At 72.7% G+C, this 23,641-nt stretch carries 15 protein-coding genes; 10 read left to right on the forward strand and 5 right to left on the reverse strand.

What is annotated here, in order from left to right; genetic code table 11:
* The first annotated feature begins 243 nt into the window (after positions 1–243).
* The 5 genes from NQZ70_RS14945 (at position 244) to NQZ70_RS14965 (ending at position 9,874) form a co-directional block, all read left to right on the forward strand.
* A complete protein-coding gene (locus NQZ70_RS14945; protein ID WP_237245316.1) occupies positions 244–3,417 on the forward strand; it encodes a PAS domain S-box protein in 3,174 nt (1,057 codons plus the stop codon).
* A gap of 334 nt (positions 3,418–3,751) precedes the next feature.
* Entirely contained in the window at positions 3,752–6,961 is a 3,210-nt protein-coding gene (locus NQZ70_RS14950) for a cation-transporting P-type ATPase (protein WP_272828393.1), read from the forward strand.
* The gene (locus tag NQZ70_RS14955; protein WP_129574810.1) at positions 6,958–7,242 is read left to right on the forward strand and encodes a hypothetical protein; all 285 of its coding nucleotides are present in this window, start codon (positions 6,958–6,960) and stop codon (positions 7,240–7,242) included. The genes NQZ70_RS14950 and NQZ70_RS14955 overlap by 4 nt, the downstream gene beginning before the upstream one ends.
* Positions 7,239–7,856, forward strand: a complete 618-nt coding sequence (locus tag NQZ70_RS14960; RefSeq protein ID WP_129574811.1) for an HMA2 domain-containing protein — start codon at positions 7,239–7,241, stop codon at positions 7,854–7,856. The genes NQZ70_RS14955 and NQZ70_RS14960 overlap by 4 nt, the downstream gene beginning before the upstream one ends.
* Before the next feature lie 878 nt (positions 7,857–8,734).
* Complete coding sequence (locus NQZ70_RS14965; protein ID WP_269467635.1) at positions 8,735–9,874, forward strand: collagen-like protein; 1,140 nt, start codon at positions 8,735–8,737, stop codon at positions 9,872–9,874.
* A gap of 168 nt (positions 9,875–10,042) precedes the next feature.
* On the opposite strand, the gene carB is transcribed toward NQZ70_RS14965, so the two are convergent.
* The 5 genes from carB to NQZ70_RS14990 all read right to left on the reverse strand — a co-directional run bounded on the left by carB (position 10,043) and on the right by NQZ70_RS14990 (position 18,409).
* Positions 10,043–13,315, reverse strand: a complete 3,273-nt coding sequence (gene carB, locus NQZ70_RS14970) for a carbamoyl-phosphate synthase (glutamine-hydrolyzing) large subunit (protein WP_129574812.1) — start codon at positions 13,313–13,315, stop codon at positions 10,043–10,045.
* 3 nt (positions 13,316–13,318) lie between these two features.
* Positions 13,319–14,485, reverse strand: coding sequence for a glutamine-hydrolyzing carbamoyl-phosphate synthase small subunit (gene carA, locus NQZ70_RS14975; RefSeq protein WP_237245319.1), 1,167 nt, complete (start codon positions 14,483–14,485; stop codon positions 13,319–13,321).
* A gap of 353 nt (positions 14,486–14,838) precedes the next feature.
* Entirely contained in the window at positions 14,839–16,557 is a 1,719-nt protein-coding gene (locus NQZ70_RS14980; RefSeq protein ID WP_129574814.1) for a carbamoyltransferase C-terminal domain-containing protein, read from the reverse strand.
* Positions 16,558–16,646: 89 nt separating this feature from the next.
* A complete protein-coding gene (glp, locus tag NQZ70_RS14985; RefSeq protein ID WP_129574815.1) occupies positions 16,647–17,864 on the reverse strand; it encodes a gephyrin-like molybdotransferase Glp in 1,218 nt (405 codons plus the stop codon).
* A complete protein-coding gene (locus NQZ70_RS14990) occupies positions 17,861–18,409 on the reverse strand; it encodes a molybdenum cofactor biosynthesis protein B (protein ID WP_129574816.1) in 549 nt (182 codons plus the stop codon). Before NQZ70_RS14990 ends, glp begins: the two co-directional genes overlap by 4 nt.
* A gap of 298 nt (positions 18,410–18,707) precedes the next feature.
* On the opposite strand from NQZ70_RS14990, the gene NQZ70_RS14995 reads away from it, so the two are divergent.
* The 5 genes from NQZ70_RS14995 to mreC all read left to right on the forward strand — a co-directional run bounded on the left by NQZ70_RS14995 (position 18,708) and on the right by mreC (position 23,639).
* On the forward strand, positions 18,708–19,676 hold the full coding sequence (locus NQZ70_RS14995) for a prolipoprotein diacylglyceryl transferase (RefSeq protein WP_129574817.1): 969 nt from the start codon (positions 18,708–18,710) through the stop codon (positions 19,674–19,676).
* Positions 19,677–20,207: 531 nt separating this feature from the next.
* Positions 20,208–21,131 carry an RNA-binding protein gene (locus NQZ70_RS15000; RefSeq protein ID WP_129574818.1) on the forward strand — a complete coding sequence of 308 codons (924 nt, stop codon included), beginning with the start codon at positions 20,208–20,210 and terminating at the stop codon, positions 21,129–21,131.
* Between the two features lie 193 nt (positions 21,132–21,324).
* The gene (rpmG, locus tag NQZ70_RS15005) at positions 21,325–21,486 is read left to right on the forward strand and encodes a 50S ribosomal protein L33 (RefSeq protein ID WP_012235039.1); all 162 of its coding nucleotides are present in this window, start codon (positions 21,325–21,327) and stop codon (positions 21,484–21,486) included.
* Between the two features lie 120 nt (positions 21,487–21,606).
* The gene (locus NQZ70_RS15010) at positions 21,607–22,641 is read left to right on the forward strand and encodes a rod shape-determining protein (RefSeq protein WP_020734872.1); all 1,035 of its coding nucleotides are present in this window, start codon (positions 21,607–21,609) and stop codon (positions 22,639–22,641) included.
* A 140-nt stretch (positions 22,642–22,781) separates the two neighbouring features.
* Complete coding sequence (gene mreC, locus NQZ70_RS15015) at positions 22,782–23,639, forward strand: rod shape-determining protein MreC (protein WP_148313566.1); 858 nt, start codon at positions 22,782–22,784, stop codon at positions 23,637–23,639.
* Positions 23,640–23,641: the final 2 nt, after the last annotated feature.

Here is a 23,641-nt window from a genome sequence, read left to right on the forward strand (position 1 = left end):
GCCTCGCGAGCGAAGAGAAAGTTCGATGCAAAGGCGCAAAGGCGCAAAGGCGCAAAGGCGCAAAGACGAAAAATATATAATATCTGTTCTTTTGCGCCTTTGCGTTGAGCTCTCTCCGGATGGCATGCCGGCAACTCCGCATCAGCGGTGCGCCTCCGGCCCTTGCGGAAGGAGCTGAGCGCAGACAAAGCGTCCACGGCGTCTCGCCCGTCACGCCGGGCGGACTCGCGCGACGCGAATCGAATGAGTGTGATCTCCACGAAGCAGGGTCGCAGGGCCGAGCCGAGGGGGGCCGAGCCGCGGGGGGCCGAGCCGCGCCGGGTGGATCCGCAGTTCCGTCTGCTCGCCGACAGCATCCCGCAGCTGGTCTGGGTCGCCGGCAGCGATGGCTCGTGCGATTACGTCAACGGCCGCTTTCGCGAGTACACCGGCCCGGCCGCGGACCAGGTGATGCGCCTCGGTCTGGCCGCCGTCATCCATCCGGAGGATGCGGTGCGCTGCATCGCGGCGTGGCGGACGGCCGTCGAGCGGGGCGCGGCCCTCGAGCTGGAGGTCCGCCTGCGGCGGCATGACGGCGCCTACCGCTGGTTCCGCGGTCGAGCCGAGCCCATCATCGAGGATGCGGGCGGCCGGGCGGGCCGCTGGCTCGGCACGGCGACCGACATCGACGAGCGGGCGCGAGGAGAGGGCGCGCCGCGCGGCCCGAGCGAGGCCGAGCTGCATCCCAGGGCGGCCCTCCTGGCTCAGGCCGGCGAGGAGCGCCTGCGCGAGAGCGATGAGCGCCTGCGGCTGGCCCTCGCGGGCGGCCATCTCGGCATCTGGGAGTGGGATGTGCCGAGCGGGCGCCTCTTCTGGTCGGAGGAGGCGCTCGAGTGCGCGGGCGCCGACGAGGCAGAGTTCGGCGGCACCGTGGACGATTTCGCGCGGCGCCTCCACCCCGACGACCGGAACGCGGTCTGGGGGCGCGTCGAGAGCGCGTTTCGCGGCGAGACGGACTACTCCGTCGAGTTCCGCTTCCTCCATGCCGACGGGCGCGTGCGCTGGGTTTACAGCCGCGCGCTGGTGCAGCGGGATCACGGCGGTCGCCCGCTGCGGATGGTGGGCGTGGTCGGGGACATCACTCCCCGGAAGCTCTCGGAGCTGGCCCTCCGGGAGAGCGAGGAGCGCTTCCGCAACATGGCCGATCGATCGCCCGTGATGATCTGGATCACGGACTCCGACGGCCGCGCCACTTACGGCAACCGGTGGTGGTCCGAGTTCACGGATCAGGGCGCAGCGACCTACCTCGGCTTCGGCTGGCTCGACGCGATCCACCCCGAGGATCGCCAGGCCACGATGGAGGTCTTCCGGCGGGCCGAGGCGCGGCGCGAGCCCTTCCGGCTGGATTACCGCCTGCGCCGGCGCGACGGCGAGTACCGCTGGTGCATCGCGTCGGGCTCGCCGCGGCTCGGCCCGGACGGCGAGTTCCTCGGCTACGTCGGCTCGGTCATCGACATCACCGAGCGCAAGCAGGCCGAGCTCCTGCTCCAGGAGAGCGAGGAGCGATTCCGTCGCGCCGTGATGGCGATCCCGTTTCCCATCATGATTCACGCCGACGACGGCCAGGTCGTCAGCGTCAACCCCGCCTGGACCGACATCGCCGGCTACGCCAGCCAGGAGATCCCCACCATCGAGGCGTGGATCGACAGGGCGCATCCGGCGCAGAAGGACGCCGTCCGCTCCAGGGTCAAGGCCCTGTACGCGCTGGATGCCGGCTCCACCGGCGAGCTCGAGGCCGCGATCACCACGGCGCACGGCGAGCAGCGCACGTGGCTCTTCCGCGGGGCGCCGCTGGGCAAGGACGCGGCAGGCAGGCGGCTCGTCATCAGCATCGCCCACGACATCACCGAGAGGAAGCTGGTCGACGACATGCTCCGGAAGAGCGAGGCGAAGTTCCGGACGCTCGCCGACGCCATGCCGCAGATCGCCTGGACGGCGCGCCCGGACGGCAGCGTCGATTACTACAACCGCAGGTGGTACGAGATCTGCGGCCTGAGCGAGGGCGAGGTGACCGGCGACAGCTGGATCTCCTTCGTGCACCCGGACGATCGCCCGAGGTGCACGGACAGCTGGCGCCGTTCGGTCCTGTCCGGCGAGCCGTACGAGCTCGAATACCGCTTCTGGGTCCTCGCTGCCCGCGAGCACCGCTGGTACCTGGGCCGCGCGGTGCCCGTGCATGGGCCGTCGGGCGAGATCGTGAAGTGGTATGGCACCTGCACGGACATCCACGATCGGAAGTGCGCCGAGGCCACGCTGAGGGAAGCGGACCAGCGCAAGAACCAGTTCCTGGCGATGCTCGCCCACGAGCTGCGCAACCCGCTCGGGCCCCTGCGCAACGCCGCCGAGCTCCTGCGGCGGTCCGGGCCCCAGCAGCCGTCGACCGCGTGGGCGTGCGGCGTGCTCGAGCGGCAGGTCTCGCACATGGCCCGGCTGGTCGACGATCTCCTCGACGTCTCGCGCGTGGCCCGCGGCCGGATCGAGCTGCGCAAGCAGCGCTGCGACCTCGCGCACCTGCTCCGGCAGACCGCCGAGGACTGCCGCAGCACGCTGGAGGCGAGCGGCCTCGAGCTCGCGCTGGAGATCCCGGCCGAGCCGCTGTGGATCCACGGCGACCCGACCCGCCTGTCGCAGGCCATCGGCAACGTGCTGCACAACGCGAGCAAGTTCACCGAGGCCGGCGGACGGGTGACGGTCGCCCTGTCGGCGGCGCCGGAGAGCTCGGCCGCGATCCGCGTCCGCGACACCGGCATCGGCATGGATGTGGCGATGCTGGCGCGCGCCTTCGAGCCGTTCAGCCAGGCCGACTGCAGCCTGGACCGCAGCCGGGGCGGGCTCGGGCTGGGCCTCGCGCTGGTCAAGGGGCTCGTCGAGCTGCACGGCGGCGCGGTCTCGGCCGAGAGCGCGGGGATCGGCCGCGGGACGGAGGTGGTCCTCCGCCTGCCGCTCTCGCGCGAGGTCGCGCTGCCCTCCGGGGGCGCCGCGCCGGCCTCGGACCTCGCGGCGCGATCGCTGCGCATCCTGATCATCGAGGACAACGTCGACGCCGCGGAGACCTTGCAAGCGCTGCTCGCCATGGAGGGCCACCGGGTCGAGGTGGCCCTGTCCGGGCCCGCCGGCGTCGATGCGGCCCGCGCGTTCCTGCCGGAGGTCGTCCTGTGCGACATCGGCCTCCCCGGCGGGATGGATGGGTACGGCGTGGCGCGCGCCCTGATGGGGAGCCCGGGCACCTCCCCCTCGCTCATGATCGCGCTGACCGGCTATGGCCGGGAGGAAGATCGACGCCGGGCCCAGGAGGCCGGCTTCGCCATGCACCTCGTCAAGCCGATCGAGCCGAGCGCGCTGCAGACCGTCCTCGCCTCGATCGCGGCGCGGGGGTGAGCGGAGGCGGGAGCGGGCCGCCTCGACGATCGATCTCCAGGCGGTCCACCCGCCGTCCACGGCCATCGCGCGCCCGTTGATGTACGTCGCGCGGTCGGAGAGGAGGAACGCGGCTGAGCCCGACCAGGCCGTGCTTGGAGGCCACGTAGGCCGGGAGCGACCCGACCCCGGCCAGGCCCGCTAACCCCGCGCCCTGACCGCAACAAGCCGACCACCTCGGCGGCGCCTCGCCGGGCTCGGGGCCGCCGCGCCGGCCCGGCCGAGCGATGTGGCCCGCCCGCACACCGGCGCTGGCTCGACCTTTGAAAAGGCCCAGAGCCCAGCGCGGAGGATCATGGGGCGTTCGGGGACGGGCTGGATCGGTCTCGCCGGCGCGGGGAGGAGCCGCGGCGGCGCCAGCGCGCGGCGGCTCCGCCGCTCGCCTGGGCGCGATCTGCACGGGCGCGCCGGGATCGCGCGGCTGCGCGCGGAGGTGGCCGGCCTCTTCGGCGATGGTGCGCGCGCCGCGCGCATCGAGCGCGACCTCGCCGCGGTCCCCGGCGTCGCGTCCGCGCGGGCGAGCGCGCGGACCGGGCGGGTGCTCGTGCGCGTGCGGGAGGACGCGGCCCATCTGGCCGCCGTCGTGCTCGCCGCCCACGCCGTGCCCGGCGCCCCGCCGCCGCCGTCCGCGCGGCGCGCCGCGCTGGCCCTGGCCGAGGGCGTGGGCGCGCTCGTCCGCGGCGCGTGCCGCCGCCTGCGCCGCGAGGGCGCGGCCGAGCGCGAGCGCGGCGGCGGGGCGCCGGGGGCCGCGCGGGGCGAGCGCGCGCCGGCCGTCGAGCGTGATCTGTACGGGCGCGCCGCCGCCGTCGACCGGGCCCACGCGGAGGACGCGAGCGAGGTCGCCCGCGCGCTCGGCGTCGACCCGGCCGCGGGCCTCACCGCCGCCGAGGCGCTGCGCCGCCTCCGCGAGGTCGGCCCCAACGAGCTCGCCGGCGTCGCGAGCCGCTCGTCGCTCGAGATCCTCGCCGCGCAGCTCTTCACCGTGCCCACCGCGCTGCTCCTCGGCGCGGCGGGCCTCTCGCTCGCGCTCGGCGATCTGGTCGACGCGGGCGCCGTCCTCGTCGTCGTCGGCGCGAACGCGGCGATCGGCACGTACACCGAGTCGCGCGCCGAGGAGCTCCTGCACGCCTGGGGCGCGCTCCGGGTCGGGTGGGCGCGCGCCGTGCGCGACGGGCGCGAGCTGCGGCTCGCCGCGTCGGAGATCGTGCCCGGCGACGTGCTCGCGCTCCGCGCGGGCGAGCCGGTCGCGGCGGACGCGCGCGTCGTCGTCGCCGCGGGCGACCTCGCCGTCGACGAGAGCACGCTGACCGGCGAGAGCGAGCCCGTCGAGAAGGGCGCCGCGAAGGTCGACGCCGGCGCGCCGCTCGCCGAGCGCCGCGGCATGGTGTACGCGGGCACCACGGTCGCCTCGGGCGAGGGCGCGGCGGTGGTCGTCGCGACGGGCGGGCGGACCGCGCTCGGGGACATCCAGCGCGCGCTCTCCCGCGAGGGCGAGCGCGCCCCGCCGATCGAGCGGGAGCTCGCCTGGATCGGCCGGCGCCTCGCGGCCTTCGCGCTCGCGAGCTCGTCGGCGGTGGTGGTCGTCGGCCTCGCGCGGCGGCGGCCGCTCCGCGCGCTCGCGCGGAGCGCCGTCGCCCTCGGCGTCGCCGCCATCCCCGAGGGGTTCCCTGCCGTGGGCACCACCGCGCTCGCGCTGGCGAGCCGCCGCCTGCGCGGCCGCGGCATCGTCATCCGCCGCCTCGCCGCGGCCGAGACGCTCGGCGCGGTGAGCGTCGTCTGCGCCGACAAGACCGGCACGCTCACCGAGAACCGCATGCGGGTCGCGGAGATCTTCCTCCCCGGCGAGGGCGTCCTGCGGGTCGCCCGCGCCGCGCGCGACGAGCGCGGCGGCGGCGATCGCGGCGGCGCGGGGCCGCCGCGCGAGATCGCGCTCGTCGGCGAGGACGGGCGCGAGGTCGCCGTGAGCGCCCCGCGCGTGCACGCGCTCGCGCGCATCGCCGCGCTCAACGCCGACGTCGAGCTGAGCGACGTGGGCAAGGTCGTCCAGGGCAGCGGCACGGAGCGCGCGCTCGTCGAGTTCGCGCTCGCGGCCGGCTATCCCGTGTCGGCGCGGCGCCTCGCGGCGCGGCGCGTGAGCGAGGAGCGCCGCTCCGCCGAGCGCGCGTTCATGGTGACGGTCCACGATCACCCGGAGCTCGGGCAGATCGAGCTCGTGAAGGGCGCGCCCGAGCAGGTGGTCGCGCGCTGCGACGCCCCGCGCGGCGCAAGCCGCGACGAGGTGCTCCGGCAGAACGACGCGATGGCCTCGCGCGGCCTGCGCGTGCTCGCCCTCGCGTGGCGGCGGGACGGCCGGCCGGACGACGACGCCCCGCTCGAGCTCGCCGGCCTCGTCGGGCTCCGCGACCCGGCGCGCGAAGGCGCGCGGGAGGCGCTCGCGACCCTCTCCGGCGCGGGCATCCGCACCCTGATGCTCACGGGCGATCAGGAGCGGACCGCGCGCGCGATCGGCGCCGCGCTCGGCATCCCCGCCGACGCCGTGCACAGCCGGGTCACGCCCGAGGCGAAGCTCGACATCGTGCGGGCGCTCCAGCAGCGCGGCGCGATCGTCGCCATGACGGGCGACGGCGTGAACGACGGCCCCGCGCTCAAGGCCGCGGACGTCGGCGTGGCCATGGGCAAGCGCGGCACGGACATCGCGCGGGCGGTGGCCGACGTGGTCCTCGCCGAGGACGACCTGCCGAGCCTCGCCGAGGCGGTCTGCGAGGGCCGGCGGCTGCACGACAACGTCCGCCGCGCGATCGCGTACTTCGTCGCCACGAACGCGAGCGAGGTGCTCGCGATGCTGGCCGGCGCCCTGGCCGGCGCCTCGCCGCTCACGCCGCTTCAGCTCCTCTGGATCAACCTGCTCACCGACATCGCGCCCGCGCTCGCCCTCGCGCTGGAGCCGGCCGAGCCCGGCGTCATGCGGCGCCCCCCGCGCGACCCGGCCGCGCCGCTGCTCGGCCGCCGCGACCTCCGCGCGCTGGGGGTCGACGCGGCCATGATGTCCGGGGCCTCGCTCGCGGCGTACGCGCTCGGCGGCCGCGCGACCGCGGGGTCGAGGGCGTTCACCGCGCTCGTGACCGCGCAGCTGCTCCACATCCTCGCCTGCCGCGCCGGCGCCGCGGAGGGCGCTCCGGGGCCCCTCGCGCGCCGGGACAACCCGCACGTCGCGCGCGCGCTCGCCGCGACCTCGGCGCTCCAGGCGCTCGCGCTCGGCTCCCGCTCCCTCGGCCGCCTTCTCGGGGCGCGGCGCCTCCGCGCCGGCGAGCTCGCGCTCGCGGTGCTCGCGGGCGCGCTGCCCTCGCTCTCGCGCGGCTCCCTGGGGCGCGCCGCCGGCGCCGGCCGCGAGATCGTCATCGTCCACCCGGTCGACACCGTCGGCCTCGTCAACGTCGAGCCCTCGGACGACGGTGCGCGCGCCGCGCGCGCCGCCTGTTCGCGGAAGGGGGATACGGCATCATGAGGTTTCATCCACCGTCGTTCGCCCTCGGGGTCGGCAGCGCCGTCCTCCTGATGGGCAAGAAGCAGCACCTCCGGCCGGTGGTCGTCGAGATCGCGGCGCTCGGGCTCCACCTGGGCCGGCTCGGCCTCGCCTTGGTCGAGCGCCAGCGGGAGCACGCCGAGGATCTCTGGGCCGAGATCGCGGAGCGCGTGCGGCACAAGGCCGGCGGCGCGGAGCGGGGCGCGCGCGCCGCGCGCCGGAGCAACGGCGCCTCCGAGCTCCACGGGGAGCCGTCGTCATGAGGCTGCCGCCGGTGCTCCTGGTCCACGCCCTGGAGCGGCGCGTCCGCCTGCGCGCCCCGGCGCTGGCCGGCCATCGTCGCGCGTGCGAGCGCGTCGCGGAGCAGCTCGCGGCCGATCCCGGCTGCGAGGTCGTGAAGGTCCGACCGATCACGGGCTCGGTGATCGTCGAGCGCCTCGACGGCGGCCTCGACGCGGAGCGGCTGCGCGCCCGGCTCGCCGAGCTGGTCGGCGCGGCGCGCGACGACGACGGCCGCCCGCTCGCCGCCCCGCGGCCCGAGGGCCACCCTGGCCCGACGCGCGTCGCGCGCGCCGTCGCGCACGCCGTCGCCGGGATCAACGCGGACGTGCGCGAGGCGATGGACTACCGCGCGGATCTCGGCACCCTCTTGCCGGTCTTCTTCGCGGCGGCCGGGATCGCCGAGGTCGGCGTGACGCGCCGGCTGCCTGCGCCGGCCTGGTTCAACCTGCTCTGGTGGTCGCTCCGGTGGTTCGTGACGTTCAACCCCGCGGCGGTCTCGGAGGAGCTGCGCGCCGCCGCCGGCGGGGCGCCGGGCCCGCCGGCGGACGCGGTCGACGGGATCGGCGGCGTGGGCCCGCCCGGTCGCGCGCTGTAGCGGCGCGGCATCGCCGCGTCGGCGCGGGCTCTCCCGCGGCCGGGCGGATCGCGCCGCGCAGGTCGATGGCGCCCATGACGATGAGCAGGGCGCCGGCGAGCCCTCGAGTCCAGCGCGGGTCGATGCGCGAGTCGACCGCCTCGGCGAGCGCGACGGCGATCAGCGTGCTCAGCAATTAGGGCGGCGGACGCGTCGATGAACACCGATGGGCGGCTCTGGCGCTCATGGCTGGACCGGCTCCACGCCGCGCGCAGGCGCAGAGGTGGAGAGAGGCAGCGAGAGCATTCCACCGGAGAGCGGATGTTTCTCGTAACGCACCTCGCTTGGACATCTTCTTGAGGCGTGAGCGTTCCGGCGTGCTGTCGTGCTCGTTGCGCCTCCCGTCGACCGCGACGTAAAGCGGCGATGCTTCACGCGGGTTCGGGATTCGATTGAACCTTGGTGGCGGCGCGCGTACCTTGTTGTTCCCGATCGTAAGCCCCAGAAGCAGAGGGGAACACGTTGATGGCGCGACCGCAATTTTTTACCTGGTTTGGCCTGTTTATTGCATCGCTCGTCGTGTCTCCTGGCTGCAGCTGCGCCGGTGACGAGGTGACGGTGACCGGGGCCGGGTCGGGCGGTGGCGGGGTCGGTGGTGCTGGCGGTGCGGGGGCTGGCCCTTCGGTGGCGTCGAATGGCGGGGGCGGGGAGGGGGGTAAGGCTGAGGTTGCGGACCGGGGTGTCGCCGCGAGCGATGTGGTCAGCGCGGGCGAGGTCGTGAGCAGCCCGAGCTACCGCATGGTCTTCACCCTCGGTCAGCCGACGCAGAATCAGGGAAAGACGACCTCGCCGAGCTACCGCATGCAGGGCGGGCTGGTCGGGGCGAATGGGAGCTTGCCATGAACGGGATGGGACGGCGTGTCCTCGCGATCTGTGTCCTCCTCGCCGCCTCGGTCGGTCTCGTGCGCGGCGCGTCTGCCGCGGTGCCGACGCAGATCACGCACCAGGGTCGGCTCTTCACGGCGAACGGAGAGCCGGTCAACGACGCGCTCCAGGTGACGTTCTCGGTGTACGCCGCCGAGGCGCCCGAGGATGGCGAGGCGCCGCTCTGGAGCGAGACGATCTCGATCTCGTTCGACGACGGATATTTCTCAACGGTGCTCGACTTCACGGAGGAGCAGGCCGCGAAGGTCTTCAACGGCTCGGTCCGTTACCTTGGAATCAAGGTCGCGAACGATCCGGAGATGGAGCCTCGCGCGGCGATCGGGAGCGTTCCGTACGCGATGGTCGCGAACAACGCCGTTGGTGAGATCACGCCGAAGCTGGTGAAGATCGGCGACAAGGTCGTCATCGACGAGAACGGCAACTGGGTCGGGAACCCGACCGGGGTCGCGGGGCCGCAGGGTCCTCCTGGGCCGGAGGGGCCTCAGGGGCTGCCTGGCGAGGTGGGTCCTGAGGGTCCTCCGGGTCCTCCTGGGCCCGAGGGGCCTCAGGGGCCTCAGGGGCCTCAGGGGCTGCCTGGCGAGGTGGGCCCTGAGGGTCCCCCGGGTCCTCCTGGGCCGCCAGGTCCCGAGGGCCCTCAGGGGCCGGTCGGCCCGTCGGGGGTGCTCGCGACGATCGCGATTGCGGGCAATATTGCCACCTCTTTTTCTGGCAACAGCCCCGAATACGTCTTCGTCGGTCCTCCGGGGTCGGTGGGCATCACCGGAAGAAAGCGCGTGACCGGATCGGCCTCTGCGGTCCTCGGTCTGGCGCCGTCCAGCGCACCGCTCCTCGCCGTGGTCGGCCTCTGTTACCAGCCGGTCGACGAGGCGGGCGTCGGGGGCGATCTCGTCAACTTCTTCGGAGGCGCCTTTGCGAACCACTATTTCACGCCGACGCGCACCACCTACTCTGTCTCTGGCACGACCTCGTTGACAGAGGGCAACTGGAATGTCGGCATGTGCCTCCGCAATGAGGGGGGCAGCGCGATCCAGGGAGCGAGCTCGACGACCGCCGGCAGCATGGTGAACGGCTGGTTCATCGTCACGAACGACTGAGGGTGAGCCCCTCGCATTCGAGTCCGCGAGGGCGATAAGCTCGCTCAACGCAGCTGGCTCGCGTAGCTCCCGAAGTGGTGAGCTCGATGAGCCGCGGCAGCCGTCTCGTGGTGCTTCGGAAAGGGGACGTGCCCGCGCGCCCCCTCCGAGGGCGCGCGGGCCTGCCCGTCAGCGCAGCGCCACCGGGCTCCGCGCGATGTACTCGTCGTAGGCGAGCGTCCGCAGATCCTCGATCCGCTTCGCGCGCATCGCCTCGATGACCGCCCGCGCGAGCTGGAGATCGGTGATGAGCGGGATGTTCGCGTCGACCGCCCGCCGCCGGATCAGGTACCCGTCCGGACGCCCGAGCTGGTCGTACTCGCGGGGGATGTTGATCACGAGATCCACCTTCCCCTGCTCGATCGCGCTCATCGCCGTCTCCCCCTCCTCCAGCTGCTTCGCGAGGCTCGTGCACTCGAGCCCGAGCGCCCGGAGCGCCTCGGCCGTGCCCGGCGTCGCGTAGATGGGCAGCTTCAGGTGCTCGGCGATGATGCGCGCCTCGTCCGCGAACCAGTACTTGTCCTCGAGCGGCCCGAGCGACAGGAGGACGCCCTTCTTCGGGAACCGGAACCCGGTCGCGAGCAGCGCGTGCAGCAGCGCCTCGTGCACGTCGTCCCCGAAGCAGCCGACCTCGCCGGTGCTCGCCATCTCCACGCCGAGCATCGGGTCGGCCCCCACGAGGCGCGAGAACGAGAACATCGGCGCCTTCACGCCGACGTAATCGAGATCGAGCCCGCGGTTCTCGACCGGCTGCGACACGCCGAGCATCCGGCGCATCGCCTCCCGGACGAAGTTGTTCCCCGTCACCTTGGACACGAACGGGAAGCTCCGCGACGCGCGCAGGTTGCACTCGATGACCTTCACCGTGTTGTGCTTGGCCAAGAACTGCATGTTGAACGGCCCGGTGATCGAGAGCGACCGCGCCAGCTGCTGGGCGATCTGCTTGATCCTGCGGATCGTCGCGATGTAGAGCGACTGCGGGGGCAGGACGAGCGTCGCGTCGCCGCTGTGGACGCCAGCGTTCTCGACGTGCTCGCTGATCGCCCAGAGGACGATCTCCCCACGGTCGGCGACCGCGTCGATCTCGACCTCGCGGGCGTGGGTCTCGAACTTCGAGACGACCACGGGGTAGGCCGGGGACACCGCCTTGGCCCTGGCGAGGATGCGATCGAGCTCGTTGGGCTCGTGCGCCACGCTCATGGCCGCGCCGCTCAGCACGTAGCTCGGGCGCACGAGGACGGGGAAGCCGCCGAGCTTGTTCACGATCTCGCCCGCCTCGGCCGCGTCGACGACGTGCGCCCAGCGCGGCTGATCGATCTCCAGCCGGTCGAGCAGATCGCTGAACTTCTTCCGGTCCTCGGCCGCGTCGATGCTCCCCGCGCTCGTGCCGAGGATGCGCGCCCCGGCCTGGTGCAGCCGGAGCGCCAGGTTGTTCGGGACCTGCCCGCCCATGCTGACCACGATGCCGTACGGCTGCTCCCGCTCGTAGATGTCAAGCACCGTCTCGAGGCTGATCTCGTCGAAGACCAGCTTGTCGCACGTGTCGTAATCGGTGCTGACCGTCTCCGGGTTGTAGTTCAGCATCATGGTCTCGTAGCCGAGCTCCGAGGCCGCGCGGATCGCGTTGACGCAGCACCAGTCGAACTCGACGCTCGAGCCGATGCGGTAGGCGCCGGACCCGAGCACCATGATCTTCTTCCGCCAGGACGGCGCGACGTCCGTGGCCGACGCGTGGTAGCTCGAATAGAGGTAGTTCGTCTCCGCGGGGAACTCGGCCGCGAGCGTGTCGATCTGCGCGAGGTGCGGCACGATCCCGTGCCGCTTCCTGAGCTCCCGGAGCGAGCCCCGCGGCGCGCCCGTCAGCGTGCCGATCATCCGATCGCTGAAGCCGAGCAGCTTGGCCTCCCGGAGCGTCGCCTCGTCGAGCGCGGGCTCCTGCGCCGCCGCGGGCTTGTCGGCCTGCGCCGGGGCGGCCACCCGGAGCGTCTTGAGGTCCCGGTGCATCCGCACGATCGGCTCGATCTGGTGCAAAAACCACCGGTCGATCTTGGTGAGATCGTGGATCTCGTCGACCGACATCCCCTCCTGCAGCGCGCGGGCGACGGCGAAGATCCGGAGCGGCGTGGCGTTCTTCAGCTCGTCGGGCAGGTCCTTGAAGGTGAACGCGTCCGGGTCGAGCCCCTTCACCCCGATGTCGAGCATCCGGAGCGCCTTCTGGATGACCTCGGGGAACGTCCTGCCGATGGCCATGACCTCGCCGACGCTCTTCATCTCGCTGCCGATCCGCATCGAGGCGCCGCGGAACTTGCCGAGGTCCCAGCGCGGGACCTTGCAGACGAGGTAGTCGAGCGCCGGCTCGAAGAACGCGGTCGTCCTGCGGGTGATCGCGTTGGCGATCTCCGGCATCGTGTAGCCGACGGCGATCTTCGCCGCTACGTACGCGAGCGGGTAGCCCGTCGCCTTGCTGGCGAGCGCGCTCGACCGGGAGAGGCGCGCGTTCACCTCGATGACCCGGTAATCGACCCTGTTCGGGTCGAGCGCGTACTGGATGTTGCACTCGCCCACGATGCCGAGGTGGCGGATCGTCTTCAGCGCGACCGAGCGGAGGAGCTGGTACTCCTCGTCGTTCAGCGTCTGCGACGGGGCGACGACGATCGACTCCCCGGTATGGATCCCCATCGGATCGAGGTTCTCCATGTTGCAGACGGTGATGCAGTTGTCGCGACCGTCCCGGACGACCTCGTACTCGATCTCCTTCCAGCCGCGGAGGCACTCCTCGACGAGCACCTGGGGCACGCCGCCGGCGAAGCCGCGCCGCACGGCGTCGTCGAGGTCGCGCTCGCTCTCGACGATGCCGCTGCCCTTGCCGCCGAGCGCGTAGCCGCCGCGGAGCATCACGGGGAACCCGATCTCGCGCGCCGCGGCCATGGCCTCGGCCGGCGTGCGGCAGGCGCGGCTCCGGGCCGTCTTCACGCCGATCTCGTCGAGGCGATCGATGAAGAGCCGCCGATCCTCGGTGTCGCGGATGGCCTTGATCGGCGTGCCGAGCACCCGCACGCCGTACTTGTCGAGGATCCCGGCGTCGTGGAGCTCGAGCCCACAGTTGAGCGCGGTCTGCCCGCCGAAGGAGAGGGCGATCGCGTCGACCTCCTCCTTGACGATGATCCGCTCGACGAACTCCGGGGTGACCGCGCAGAGGTGGATGCGGTCGGCGAGCCCCTCGCTCGTCTGGATGGTGGCGATGTTGGGGTTCACGAGGACGGTGGCGATCCCCTCTTCCTTGAGGGCCTTGATCGCCTGCGATCCCGAGTAGTCGAACTCGCCGGCCTGACCGATCTGGAGCGCGCCGGAGCCGAGCACGAGCACGCGCCGGGGTTTCTTGGGGAGATAGGCGCCGTACATGGCTCAGCTCCTTCCTGCGGTGGAGGTGGGGCGGGGATCCGCGCCGGCGGTCCCTGCGGATTTGAGTCGCGAATCGGCCGACCCCTTCATCGCGCCGCAGAGGCGGAGGAAGTCGTCGAACAGGTAGCCGGCGTCCTCGGGCCCGGGCGTCGCTTCGGGGTGGAACTGGACGCTGAAGAACGGGCGCAGCCGCGAGCGGATGCCCTCGTTCGTGCCGTCGTTGATGTTGACGAACCAGGGCTCCCACTCGGCGGGGAGCGACTCGTGCTTCACCGCGTAGCCGTGGTTCTGGCTCGTGACGTAGCAGCGGCGGCTCAGGAGGTCCTGCACCGGCTGGTTCACGCCGCGGTGGCCGTACGGCAGCTTGAAGGTGTCGCCGCCGGCGGCGAGCGCGAGGATCTGGTTGCCGAGACAGATCCCGAAGATCGGCTTCGTGTACGTGCCGAGCAGGCCGCGCACCGCGGCGACCAGCTGGCCGAGGTCCTTCGGGTCGCCGGGGCCGTTGCCGATGAGGACGCCGTCCGCGGCCTCGGCGAGCTCGGCGATGGGCGCGTGGTAGGGCGCTCGGACGACGGTGACCCCGCGCCGGAGGAGCGAGCGGACGATGTTGTCCTTCGCGCCCGCGTCGATGAGGAGCACCTTCAGGGGGCCGCCCTCGTACGTGATCGGCTCGCGGGGCGACACGAGGCGGAACACCTCCTCGCGCATGTCCACGGCCTCGGCCGAGCGCTTCACCCGATCCAGGTCCATCTCGGCCGGGAACAGCCAGCCCTTCATGGTGCCGACCTCCCGGAGCCGCCGCGTCAGCGTGCGCGTGTCGATCCCGGTGATCGCCGGGATGCCCTCGCTCGCGAGCCAGGCGCCGAGCGAGCGGACCGCGGCGTGGTGGCTGTAGCGCTCGATGTAGTTCTGGACGACGAGCCCCTGCACCTGGATGCGGTCGGCCTCGTAGGGCCCGTCGACGCTGCCTGCCTGCCGCGGCGCGGGCACGCCGTAGCTGCCCACGAGCGGGTACGTCATCGTCAGGATCTGGCCTCTGTACGAGGGATCCGTGAGCGTCTCGACGTACCCCGTCATGCCGGTGTTGAACACGACCTCGCCGCTCACCGCGCGCGGGGCGCCGAAGCACCGGCCCGTCATGGTCGTGCCGTCTTCGAGTACGAGCTTCATCCGATTCGCATCCATCCTCTTTGACCGCCTGGGCCGCCGCGGCGCGGACCCTTACGCAGGAGGGGCCGCGAGCGCGTGCTGCGCCGTGGGCCCGTGGGGTACCCGGTCCGCGCGCGCGCTGCGCGGCGGGCCGGCATCATGATCGAGGCTGGGCGTCCAAGCACCTCCGGTCGCTGGAGCCGCCTGCTCCGGCATTCCGTCGAGGTGGGCATCGCGCCCGCCGTCCCGTTCTTCCACATGCCGGAGACGCCCATTTGCCGTCCCCACGCTCCACGTCAACCAGGAACTTTCGCCTGAGATTTCCAGGCCGCTTCCTGCGCGCTTTTGGCGGGCCGCCGGGCTGTGCAGCGCGGCTAGGGGGTCTGCGCGCGCTCGACGTAGGCGTGCTCGAGGACGAGCACGTCCATCTTCGTCCGGAGGAAGCAGTCGAGCGCCTCCTTGGGGGTGCAAACGACCGGCTCGCTCGCGTTGAACGAGGTGTTCAGGAGGACCGGCGTGCCGGTCAGCCGGCCGAACTCGAGGAGGAGCGCGTGGTAGCGCGGGTTGTCCTTGGCGGTGACCGTCTGGGGGCGGCCCGTGCCGTCGACGTGGGTCACGGCGGGGATCTCGTCGCGGCGCTCCGGCTTGACCTTGTAGACCATGACCATGAACGGGTCCGGCGAGGTCTGCTCGAAGTAGTCGCCCACGCGCTCGAGCGGGAGCGCCGGCGCGAACGGGCGGAAGATCTCGCGGCGCTTGATCCGCTCGTTCATGGCGTCCTTCATGTCCGGCCGCCGCGGGTCGCAGAGGATGCTGCGGTTGCCGAGCGCGCGGGGGCCGTACTCCATCCGGCCCTGGAACCAGCCGACCACCTTGCCCTCGCTGATCGCCCTGGCGACGCGCGGGATGAGGTCCTCGTCGGGGAGCGTCTCGAACGCGACCTGCTCCTTCCGGAGCAGCTCGTCGATGGCGTCCTGCGAGAACGCCGGGCCGAAGTAGCTGTGGGTCTGGTGGAAGGCGCGCGGGTTGCCGAGCTTGTGGTGGTGGACGTAGAGCGCCGCCCCGAGCGCCGTGCCCGCGTCGCCGGCCGCGGGCTGGACGAAGACGTCCTCGAACAGCCCCTTCGGCCGGATCTTCCCGGCGGCCACGCTGTTGTACGCGCAGCCGCCCGCGAGGGCGAGGCGCGGCGAGCCGGTGAGGTGCTTCGCGGTCGCGAGCAGCTCGAAGTAGACCTCCTCGAACGCCGCCTGCGCCGAGGCGGCGACCGCCTTGAAGCGGTCCTCCATCCGGCTCTTCGGGCTGCGCGCGGGGCCGAGCAGCTCGACGAGGCGCTCGGAGTGGATGGTGCCGTAGCGGGGCTCGCCCTCCCAGGTCATGGAGATGCCCTTCGTGTGGTGCTGGAAGTACTCGAGCCCGAGCTCGAAGGCCCCGTCCTTGACGCGCACCACCTGCCGGAGCTTGTCGAGCAGCTCGGGCTGGCCGTAGGCCGCCAGCCCCATGACCTTGTACTCGTCGCCGAACTTGGGGAAGCCGAGGTACTGCGTCATGGCCGAGTAGAACAGCCCGAGCGAGTGGGGGAAGGCGACGCGCCGGAGGATCTCCAGCTTGCTCCCGCGGCCGCGCGCCCACATCGTGCTCACGAAGTCGCCGAAGCCGTCGATCGAGACGACCGCCGCCTCGTCGTAGCCCGAGGGGAAGAACGCGGAGGCGAGGTGCGCGCGGTGGTGCTCGACGTTGTGCGACTCGGCGCGGATGCGCTTCGGGTCGACGCCGAGCGCGGCGCCGAGGTGCACCTTCGGGGCGCTCGCGCCGAGCGCGCCCTTGAGGAGCCCCGCCGGCGAGCGCCGCGTCAGCGCGTAGAGGAGCTTGTCGCCGAGGTGCGCGCGCGTGTCGCGCCCGATCGCGATGTGATCGATGTCCTCGACCCGCGCGCCGGCGGCGCCGAGGCAGTACTCGACCGCGAGCCGCGGGAAGCCGGCGCAGTGCTTGATCCTGCTGAACCGCTCCTCCTCCGCCGCGGCGACGAGCTGTCCGTCGACGAGCAGCGCGGCCGACGCGTCGCCGTGATAGGCGTTGATCCCGAGGATGAGCATGTTTCGGCCATCTTCGGGCGCCCCCGCGCGAGGGTCAAGGCGCGCCCGGCGCGCGGGCGCGCGAGGGTCAAGGCGCGCCCGGCGCGCGGTCAGATCTCGGCGAGGCGGATGGCCTCGAAGCGATCGCCGTCGTCGATGCGCTCCCGATCGGCCGGGACGAAGACGAGCGCCTCGGCCTCGGCGAAGCTCGTGACCGCGCCCGAGGCCTGGTTCGCGGCGATGCGCGCGACGAGCTCGCCGCTCGAGATCTCGAGGCGCGCGCGGAGGAACTCGGCGCGCCCGGTCTGGCGCCGCAGCGCGCCGGCCGCGCGGACGAGCACGCGCGGCGGCAGCGGCGCGGCGTCGCCCTGCAGCGCGCGCATGAGCGGCACGCCGAAGAGGACGAACGTGAGCGAGGCGGAGGCCGGGTTGCCCGGCAGCCCGATCACGTGCACGGCGCCGCCGCGCGAGAGCTCGGCGCGCCCCACGGCGAGCGGCTTGCCCGGCTTGATGGCGACGCGCCAGAAGTCGAGCGTCACGCCCGCGGCCTCGAGGGCGGGGCGGACCACGTCGTGGTCGCCGACGCTCACGCCCCCGACGGTCACCACCAGATCCGAGCCGCGCAGCGCCGTGGAGACGGCCTCGGCGGCGCGGGCCGCGTCGTCGGGGACGAACGGCGCGACGCGGACCGCGGCGCCCGCGGCGCGCGCGGTCGCGGCGATGAAGTAGCTGTTCGACTCCGCGACGGTGCCGGCGGGGCCGGGCGAGCCGGGCCCGCGCAGCTCGTCGCCGGAGCACAGCACCGTGACCACCGGGCGGCGCGCGACGAGGACGCTCGGGCGGTCGAGCGCCGCCGCGAGCGCCACCTTCCCCGGCGTGAGGCGCGCGCCCCTCCGCAGGGCGACGGCGCCCTCCGCGAGATCCGCGCCCCGGCGCCGCACCCAGGCGCCGGCGCGCGGCGCCTCGTTCAGGGTGATCTCGTCGCCGCTCCGCGCCGCGTCCTCCTGCGGCACGATCGCGTCGGAGCCGGGCGGCAGCCGCGCGCCGGTGAAGATCCGGCACGCGGCGCCCGGCGTGAGCGTCGGCAGCGGGCGGCCCGCCGCGCTCTCGCCGCGCACGGGGAGCGTCCAGGGCCCGCTGCCCGCGAGCTCGCCCGAGGCGACCGCGTAGCCGTCCATCGAGCTGTAATCGAACGCGGGCATCGCGTCGGCCGCGGCGACGTCCTCGGCGAGCACGCGCCCGGCCGCGTCGTCGAGCGACACCCGCTCCGGGCCGACCGGGACCGCGGCCGAGAGCAGCCGCGCGAGCGCTTCTTCGAAGGGGATCATCCGCGCTGCCCCTCGTCGCGCGCGCCGTCCTTCGCCGGCTGCGCGTGCCGGTGGTGGTGGCCTCCCTTGCCGGACGCGAGCGCGACCGCGTGCGCGAGGACGGGGCCGATGAGCTGCGTGACGGCGAGCTCCACCGCCTTCGGGCTGCCGGGCAGCGCGATCACCACGAGCCCGCGCACGACGCCCGCGGCGGCGCGCGAGAGGATCGCGTTCGGCCCGATGGCGTCCCAGCTCAGCCGCCGGAACGCCTCGCCGAAGCCGTCGAGCGTCTTCTCGAAGAGCGGCGCGAGCGCCTCGACGGTCCTGTCGCGCGGCGCGATCCCGGTCCCGCCCGTCGTGACGATCGCGTCGGCGGAGCCCGCGCCCGCGATCTGCTCGATCGCCGCGCGCAGGAGCTCGGGCTCCTCGCGCACGACGGCGTGTGACGTCACGGTGAAGCCGGCGTTCTTGAGGAGCTCGCCGAGGAGATGTCCGCCCTCGTCGTCGTCGAGGGTGCGGGTGTCACTGAGCGTCAGCGTGGCGACGCGCACGGGGGAGCGGCTCATGCGGCAGATCTACGCCTCTCGCCGGCGAATGGCGACCTCTTGGTGACGCCGGCGCGACGTCGCGGGGCCTCCCCGCGAAGGCCGCGGCCGTCCGGGCGCGGGCGGCCCTCGGGCCCCCTGTCCGCCCGCGCCGCGCTTCCTGTCCGCCCGCGCCGCGGAGTGCGCGCCGCCGGCCGCCGTCCATCGGCCCTCGGCCATCAGGGGCGAGCATCAGGGGCGAGCGCTCCGTCGCCCGGCGTCACGGTGATGTCGTTGACGTTGGATGGCTTTCGCATCGCCGCTGCGCTAGGGGAGCGGCGTGTCCGGCCCTCTGATCCCTTACATCGAGCTCCCCGAGATCCCGCTCTCGTTCCTCGAGCACATCCCGCTCGTGGGCCAGCTGATCGATCCGGCGAAGCCGCCCTCGATCAAGCCGTTCGGCACGCTGGTGGCGCTCGGCGTCTACATCGGCGCCGTGGTCGCCACGCGGCACGCGCGCGAGCGGAAGCTGGACGAGAAGAAGATGAGCGAGTTCATCTTCTGGGTCGTGGCGGCCGGCTTCATCGGTGGCCACGTCTTCGACGCGATCTTCTACCACCCGCAGCGCGTCGCCCGCGATCCTCTCTACCTCTTCGCGCTCTGGGACGGCCTGTCGAGCTTCGGCGGCTTCACCGGCGCGCTGCTCGGCGCCGCCTCGTGGCGCTTTTACCGCCGCGAGAGGATCCTGCCCTACTGCGAGGTGGTCAACAGCGCGTTTCCGCTCGCGTGGGTCTTCGGGCGCGCCGGCTGCGCGTCGGTCCACGATCATCCGGGCCGCCTCTCCGACGCGTGGTACGCGGTCAAGTACCCGCTCGGGAACGGTATCGTCGGCCGGTTCGATCTCGGCCTCTACGAGTGCGTGCTCACGATCCCGCTCGCGATCGCGTTCGCGGTGCTCTGGCGCCGGAACCCTCATCGCCCGCTCGGGTTCTACACCGGGGTCATGTGCACCGCGTATGCGCCGGTGCGGTTCGGCCTCGACTTCCTGCGCGAGCGGGAGGGGACGCTCGTCGGCGGCGATCCGCGCTACGGCGGCCTCACCCCCGCGCAGTGGGCGTGCTTCGGTCTGTTCGCGCTGGGCCTTTACTTCCTGCGCATGGCGGCGCGCGGCGAGCCGTCGAGCGCCGGGGTGGGCCCGCTCGACGGCGCTCCGCGCGTCGCGGACGACGACGCGTCCGACGACGACGAAGACGACGAGGGCGATGAAACCGAGGAGCCCCGTTCCTCCCGCGCTCGGGCGGGCCGGTAATCGTCCGGGCGGGCCGGCGCGGCGCCCGCGTGGATCCTCGGTATTTCCGGGGGCTTGCGCACCGTCTCCGCGTCGTATCGGACAGATCCGCGCCGCGCGATGCCCTCGTGATCCGGCCGGCGCCGGACGCGGCGGCCTCCCGGGCGCTGCGCTTCCTGACGCCGGTCCGGCGCCGCCTGCCTGCGCCGGCGCCGCCTGCCTCTGACGGAGCGCGGGCGAAGCGGCCTTCCAGGTCCGCCGGAGCTGCGCGTTTCGCGTCGGGGGGTCAGGACGGCTCGTACGGGCCTCTTTTGGCTCGCTCGCCCGTGGCGGGTCCCTTGACGCGCCTGGGGCGCTAGATATCGTGGGGTGGAGTTTGCACCAGAGGGTCGGCCCGCCGACCTTCGCTCGATTGAGCTCGGTTGCCCCTTCCGCCGAAAGGGGGGGTCGATCGAGGCGCGCTCGCGAAAGGCTCCGCATCATCGACATCGATCACGGAGCGAGTGGACCAAATAAGAGGGAACGCAGGGGCCAACCCCAGGTTTTTCTACAATGGCTGAAGATTCGCGTAAGTTGTTCGTGGCGGGCTTGCCCGACTCCATCACCGAAGACGTTTTGCGGCAGCTCTTCGAGGCCACCGGCGGCAACGTCGTCGAGGTCAGTCTTCCGAAAGATCGCGCGACAGGTCGTCCGCGCGGGTTCGGCTTCGTCACGCTCTCGACGACCGGCGAAGCCAACGCCGCGCGCGAGTCGCTCGACGGGTCCTTTCAGGGCGGCAAGTCCATCTCGGTCCGCCCCTTCCAGGCCGAGCCGCCGCGCCGCGAGGGGCGCCCGATGGGCGGCCCCGGCGGCGGCCCCGGTGCTGGCCCAGGCGGTGGTGGCGGCGGTATGGGCGGCGGCCCGGCCGCGGCGCCCGATCGGACCCTCTACGTCGGCAATCTCCCCTATGACGCGAGCGTCGAGGAGGTCGAGGGGCTGATCGGCTCGACGGGCGCGGGGCCGGTGGTGCGGGTCCACCTGCCCATGGATCCCGACGGTCGCAAGCGCGGGTTCGGCTTCGTGACGATGGCCAGCGCCGAGGCGGCGCGCGCTGCGATCGATGCGCTGCGCGGCGTGGACGTCCGCGGCCGGCGGCTCGTCGTCAACCTCGCTCACCCGAAGGGCGAGCGGCCCGCGCGCGAGGAGCGCCCCGGCGGCTTCGGCGGCGGCGGCGGCGGCTTCGGCGGCGGTGGTGGCGGCTTCGGCGGCGGCGGCTTCGGCGGCGGCGGCGGCGGCGGTGGCGGTGGTGGCGGCTTCGGCGGCGGGCCTCCGCCGCCCGCGCGCAAGACGTTCGACGATCGCCGGCGGCGCGGCGGTCACGACGGCGACGGTCCTCCCGGAGGCGGCGGTGGCGGCGGCGGCGGCGGTGGCGGCCGTCGCGCCAACAACAAGAACTGGGATCGCGGCCGCAGTGGGGACGACTGGGACGACGAATGAGCTCTCCCGGTTGACAACTGCACCGTTTCCCGTAGGGTAGGCGCCCTCCAGACGGGCGGTCGGGCGTCGCTGACCCCGCTCACGCACCCCTGGTGCCCTGCCGGTTGCGGTGTCAGCGCTCCCGTGCTGCCCGTGCCTAGGTTCAACCAGGGCCGCCTGTGAAACAGGTCGGCCCTGTCTTCGGAGACCTCCGATGCGCGACATCATCAAGCTGACGTGCGGCAACTGCGGCCGCGCGAACTACCACACGACGAAGAACAAGCGGACGATGACGGACAAGTTCGTCATCAAGAAGTTCTGCCCGACCGAGCGCAAGCACACCGAGCACAAAGAAGGCAAGATCTCGAAGGGCTAGGCCAGGCTGCACGCTGCGCAGCTGGCCGTTGCCGCCCGGGGCCCGCGCATGCGGGCCTCGGGTCAGGCTCTGCGCCCTCGCGGTGCTCGGCTTAACCTTGTCCATTGTTAGGGCGAAGCGATGATCTTCGACTGGCTCTACGGCCTGTTCTCGAACGATCTCGCGATCGACCTCGGCACCGCCACCACCCTCATCTACGTGAAGGGCAAGGGGATCGTGTCCTGCGAGCCCTCGGTGGTCGCCGTCCAGCGCGATGCTCGCGGCGGCAAGAAGGTGCTCGCCGTCGGCCGCGAGGCGAAGGAGATGCTCGGTCGCACCCCCGGCAACATCCAGGCGGTGCGGCCGCTGCGCGACGGCGTCATCGCCGACTTCGAGATCACCGAGGCGATGCTCCGGTATTTCATCGCGCGCGCGCACAACCGCCGCACGCTGGTCAAGCCGCGCATCATCATCTGCGTCCCGTTCGGCATCACCGAGGTCGAGAAGCGCGCGGTGAAGGAGAGCGCCGAGGGCGCGGGCGCGCGCGAGGTCTTCCTGATCGAGGAGCCGATGGCGGCGGCGATCGGCGCCGGGCTGCCGATCACCGAGCCGAGCGGCAACATGGTCGTCGACATCGGCGGCGGCACGACCGAGGTCGCCGTCATCTCCCTCGCCGGCATCGTCTACTCGCAGAGCGTGCGCGTCGGCGGCGACAAGATGGACGAGTCGATCATGGCCTACATGAAGCGCAAGTACAACATGGCCATCGGCGAGCAGACCGCGGAGCGCATCAAGATCACGATCGGCAACGCGTACCCGCTCGAGCAGCAGCTCACGATGGAGGTCAAGGGGCGCGACATGGTCGCGGGCATCCCCAAGACGGTCGTCGTCAACTCCGACGAGATCCGCGACTCGCTGAGCGAGCCGACGAACGCCATCGTGGACGCCGTGCTCATCGCGCTGGAGCGCACGCCGCCGGAGCTCGCGGCCGACATCGTCGACAAGGGCATCGTGCTCACCGGCGGCGGCTCGCTCCTCAAGAACCTCGACGTGCTCCTCCGCGAGGAGACGGGGCTGCCCGTGATGGTGTGCGACGACCCCATCAGCGCCGTGGTGCTCGGCAGCGGCAAAGCGCTGGATCACCTCGAGCTGTTGAAAGAGGTCACGATCAGCTGAAGGTTGGTTTCACGCCCTGCCCGTGAGCTTGCCGGCGGGGCTCTCTTGCGGCGCGCGCCCCGAGGCGGCGCGCGCCGCGCGCGGCGACGACAGGGGTGGCCTCGCGGGGCGCCCCGTACTACCTGGGTCCGGGAGCCACGGTGAACCTGAAACGCTACCGCGACTTCGTGATCGTGCTGCTGGCGCTCGCGGTGCCGTTCTGGTTCCTGCGCGCGAGCATGCGCGACCCCAAGCAGAACACGGGGGCCGACCGGATCATCATCAGCATCGCGGCGCCGATCCAGTACGCGGCCGCGACCCTGGCGCGCGGCATCTCGAACCTCTGGGGCGACTACATCTACCTGGTCGACGTCAAGGAGGACAACGCCAGGCAGGCCTCGCAGATCGCCCGCCTCCGCGAGCGGGTGCGGAAGCTTGAGGCGCTCGAGGAGGAGAACCGGCGCCTGCGCCGGCTGCTCGATCTGCGCCAGAGCCTCCGCACCGACGTGGTGAGCGCCCAGGTCGTCGGCAAGAGCACCAACGATTTCTTCCGCGTGGTGCGGGTCACGCTCGATCGCGAGGCGCGGGACATCGGCTCCAACCTGCCGGTCCTGTCCGCGGACGGCGTGGTCGGCACGACGCTGAAGAGCGCCGGCGACACCGTCGACGTGCGGCTCGTCGTCGACGGGGGCAGCGGCGTCGACGTGGTCGTCGAGCGCACCGGCGCGCGCGGCTTCGTCCGCGGCACCGGCGACGAGAGCAAGTACTCCTGCAGCGTGGAGTACGTGCAGCGCACCGACGAGATCGAGGTCGGCGATCTCCTCGTGACGAGCGGCGTCGGCCGGCGCTTCCCGAAGGGGATCCCGGTCGGGACCGTCACGCAGGTGATCCGCCGCGATTTCGGCATCTACCAGCAGGTCTACGTCGCCCCGGCCGTCGATTTCTCCCGGCTGGAGGAGGTGCTCATCGTGACGACGACGCCTCCGGAGGAGGCCCCGCCGCAGGCGCAGCGGAGGTGACG

It is taken from the genome of Sorangium sp. So ce836, from assembly GCF_028553905.1.
GTDB lineage: Bacteria > Myxococcota_A > Polyangia > Polyangiales > Polyangiaceae > Sorangium > Sorangium cellulosum_D.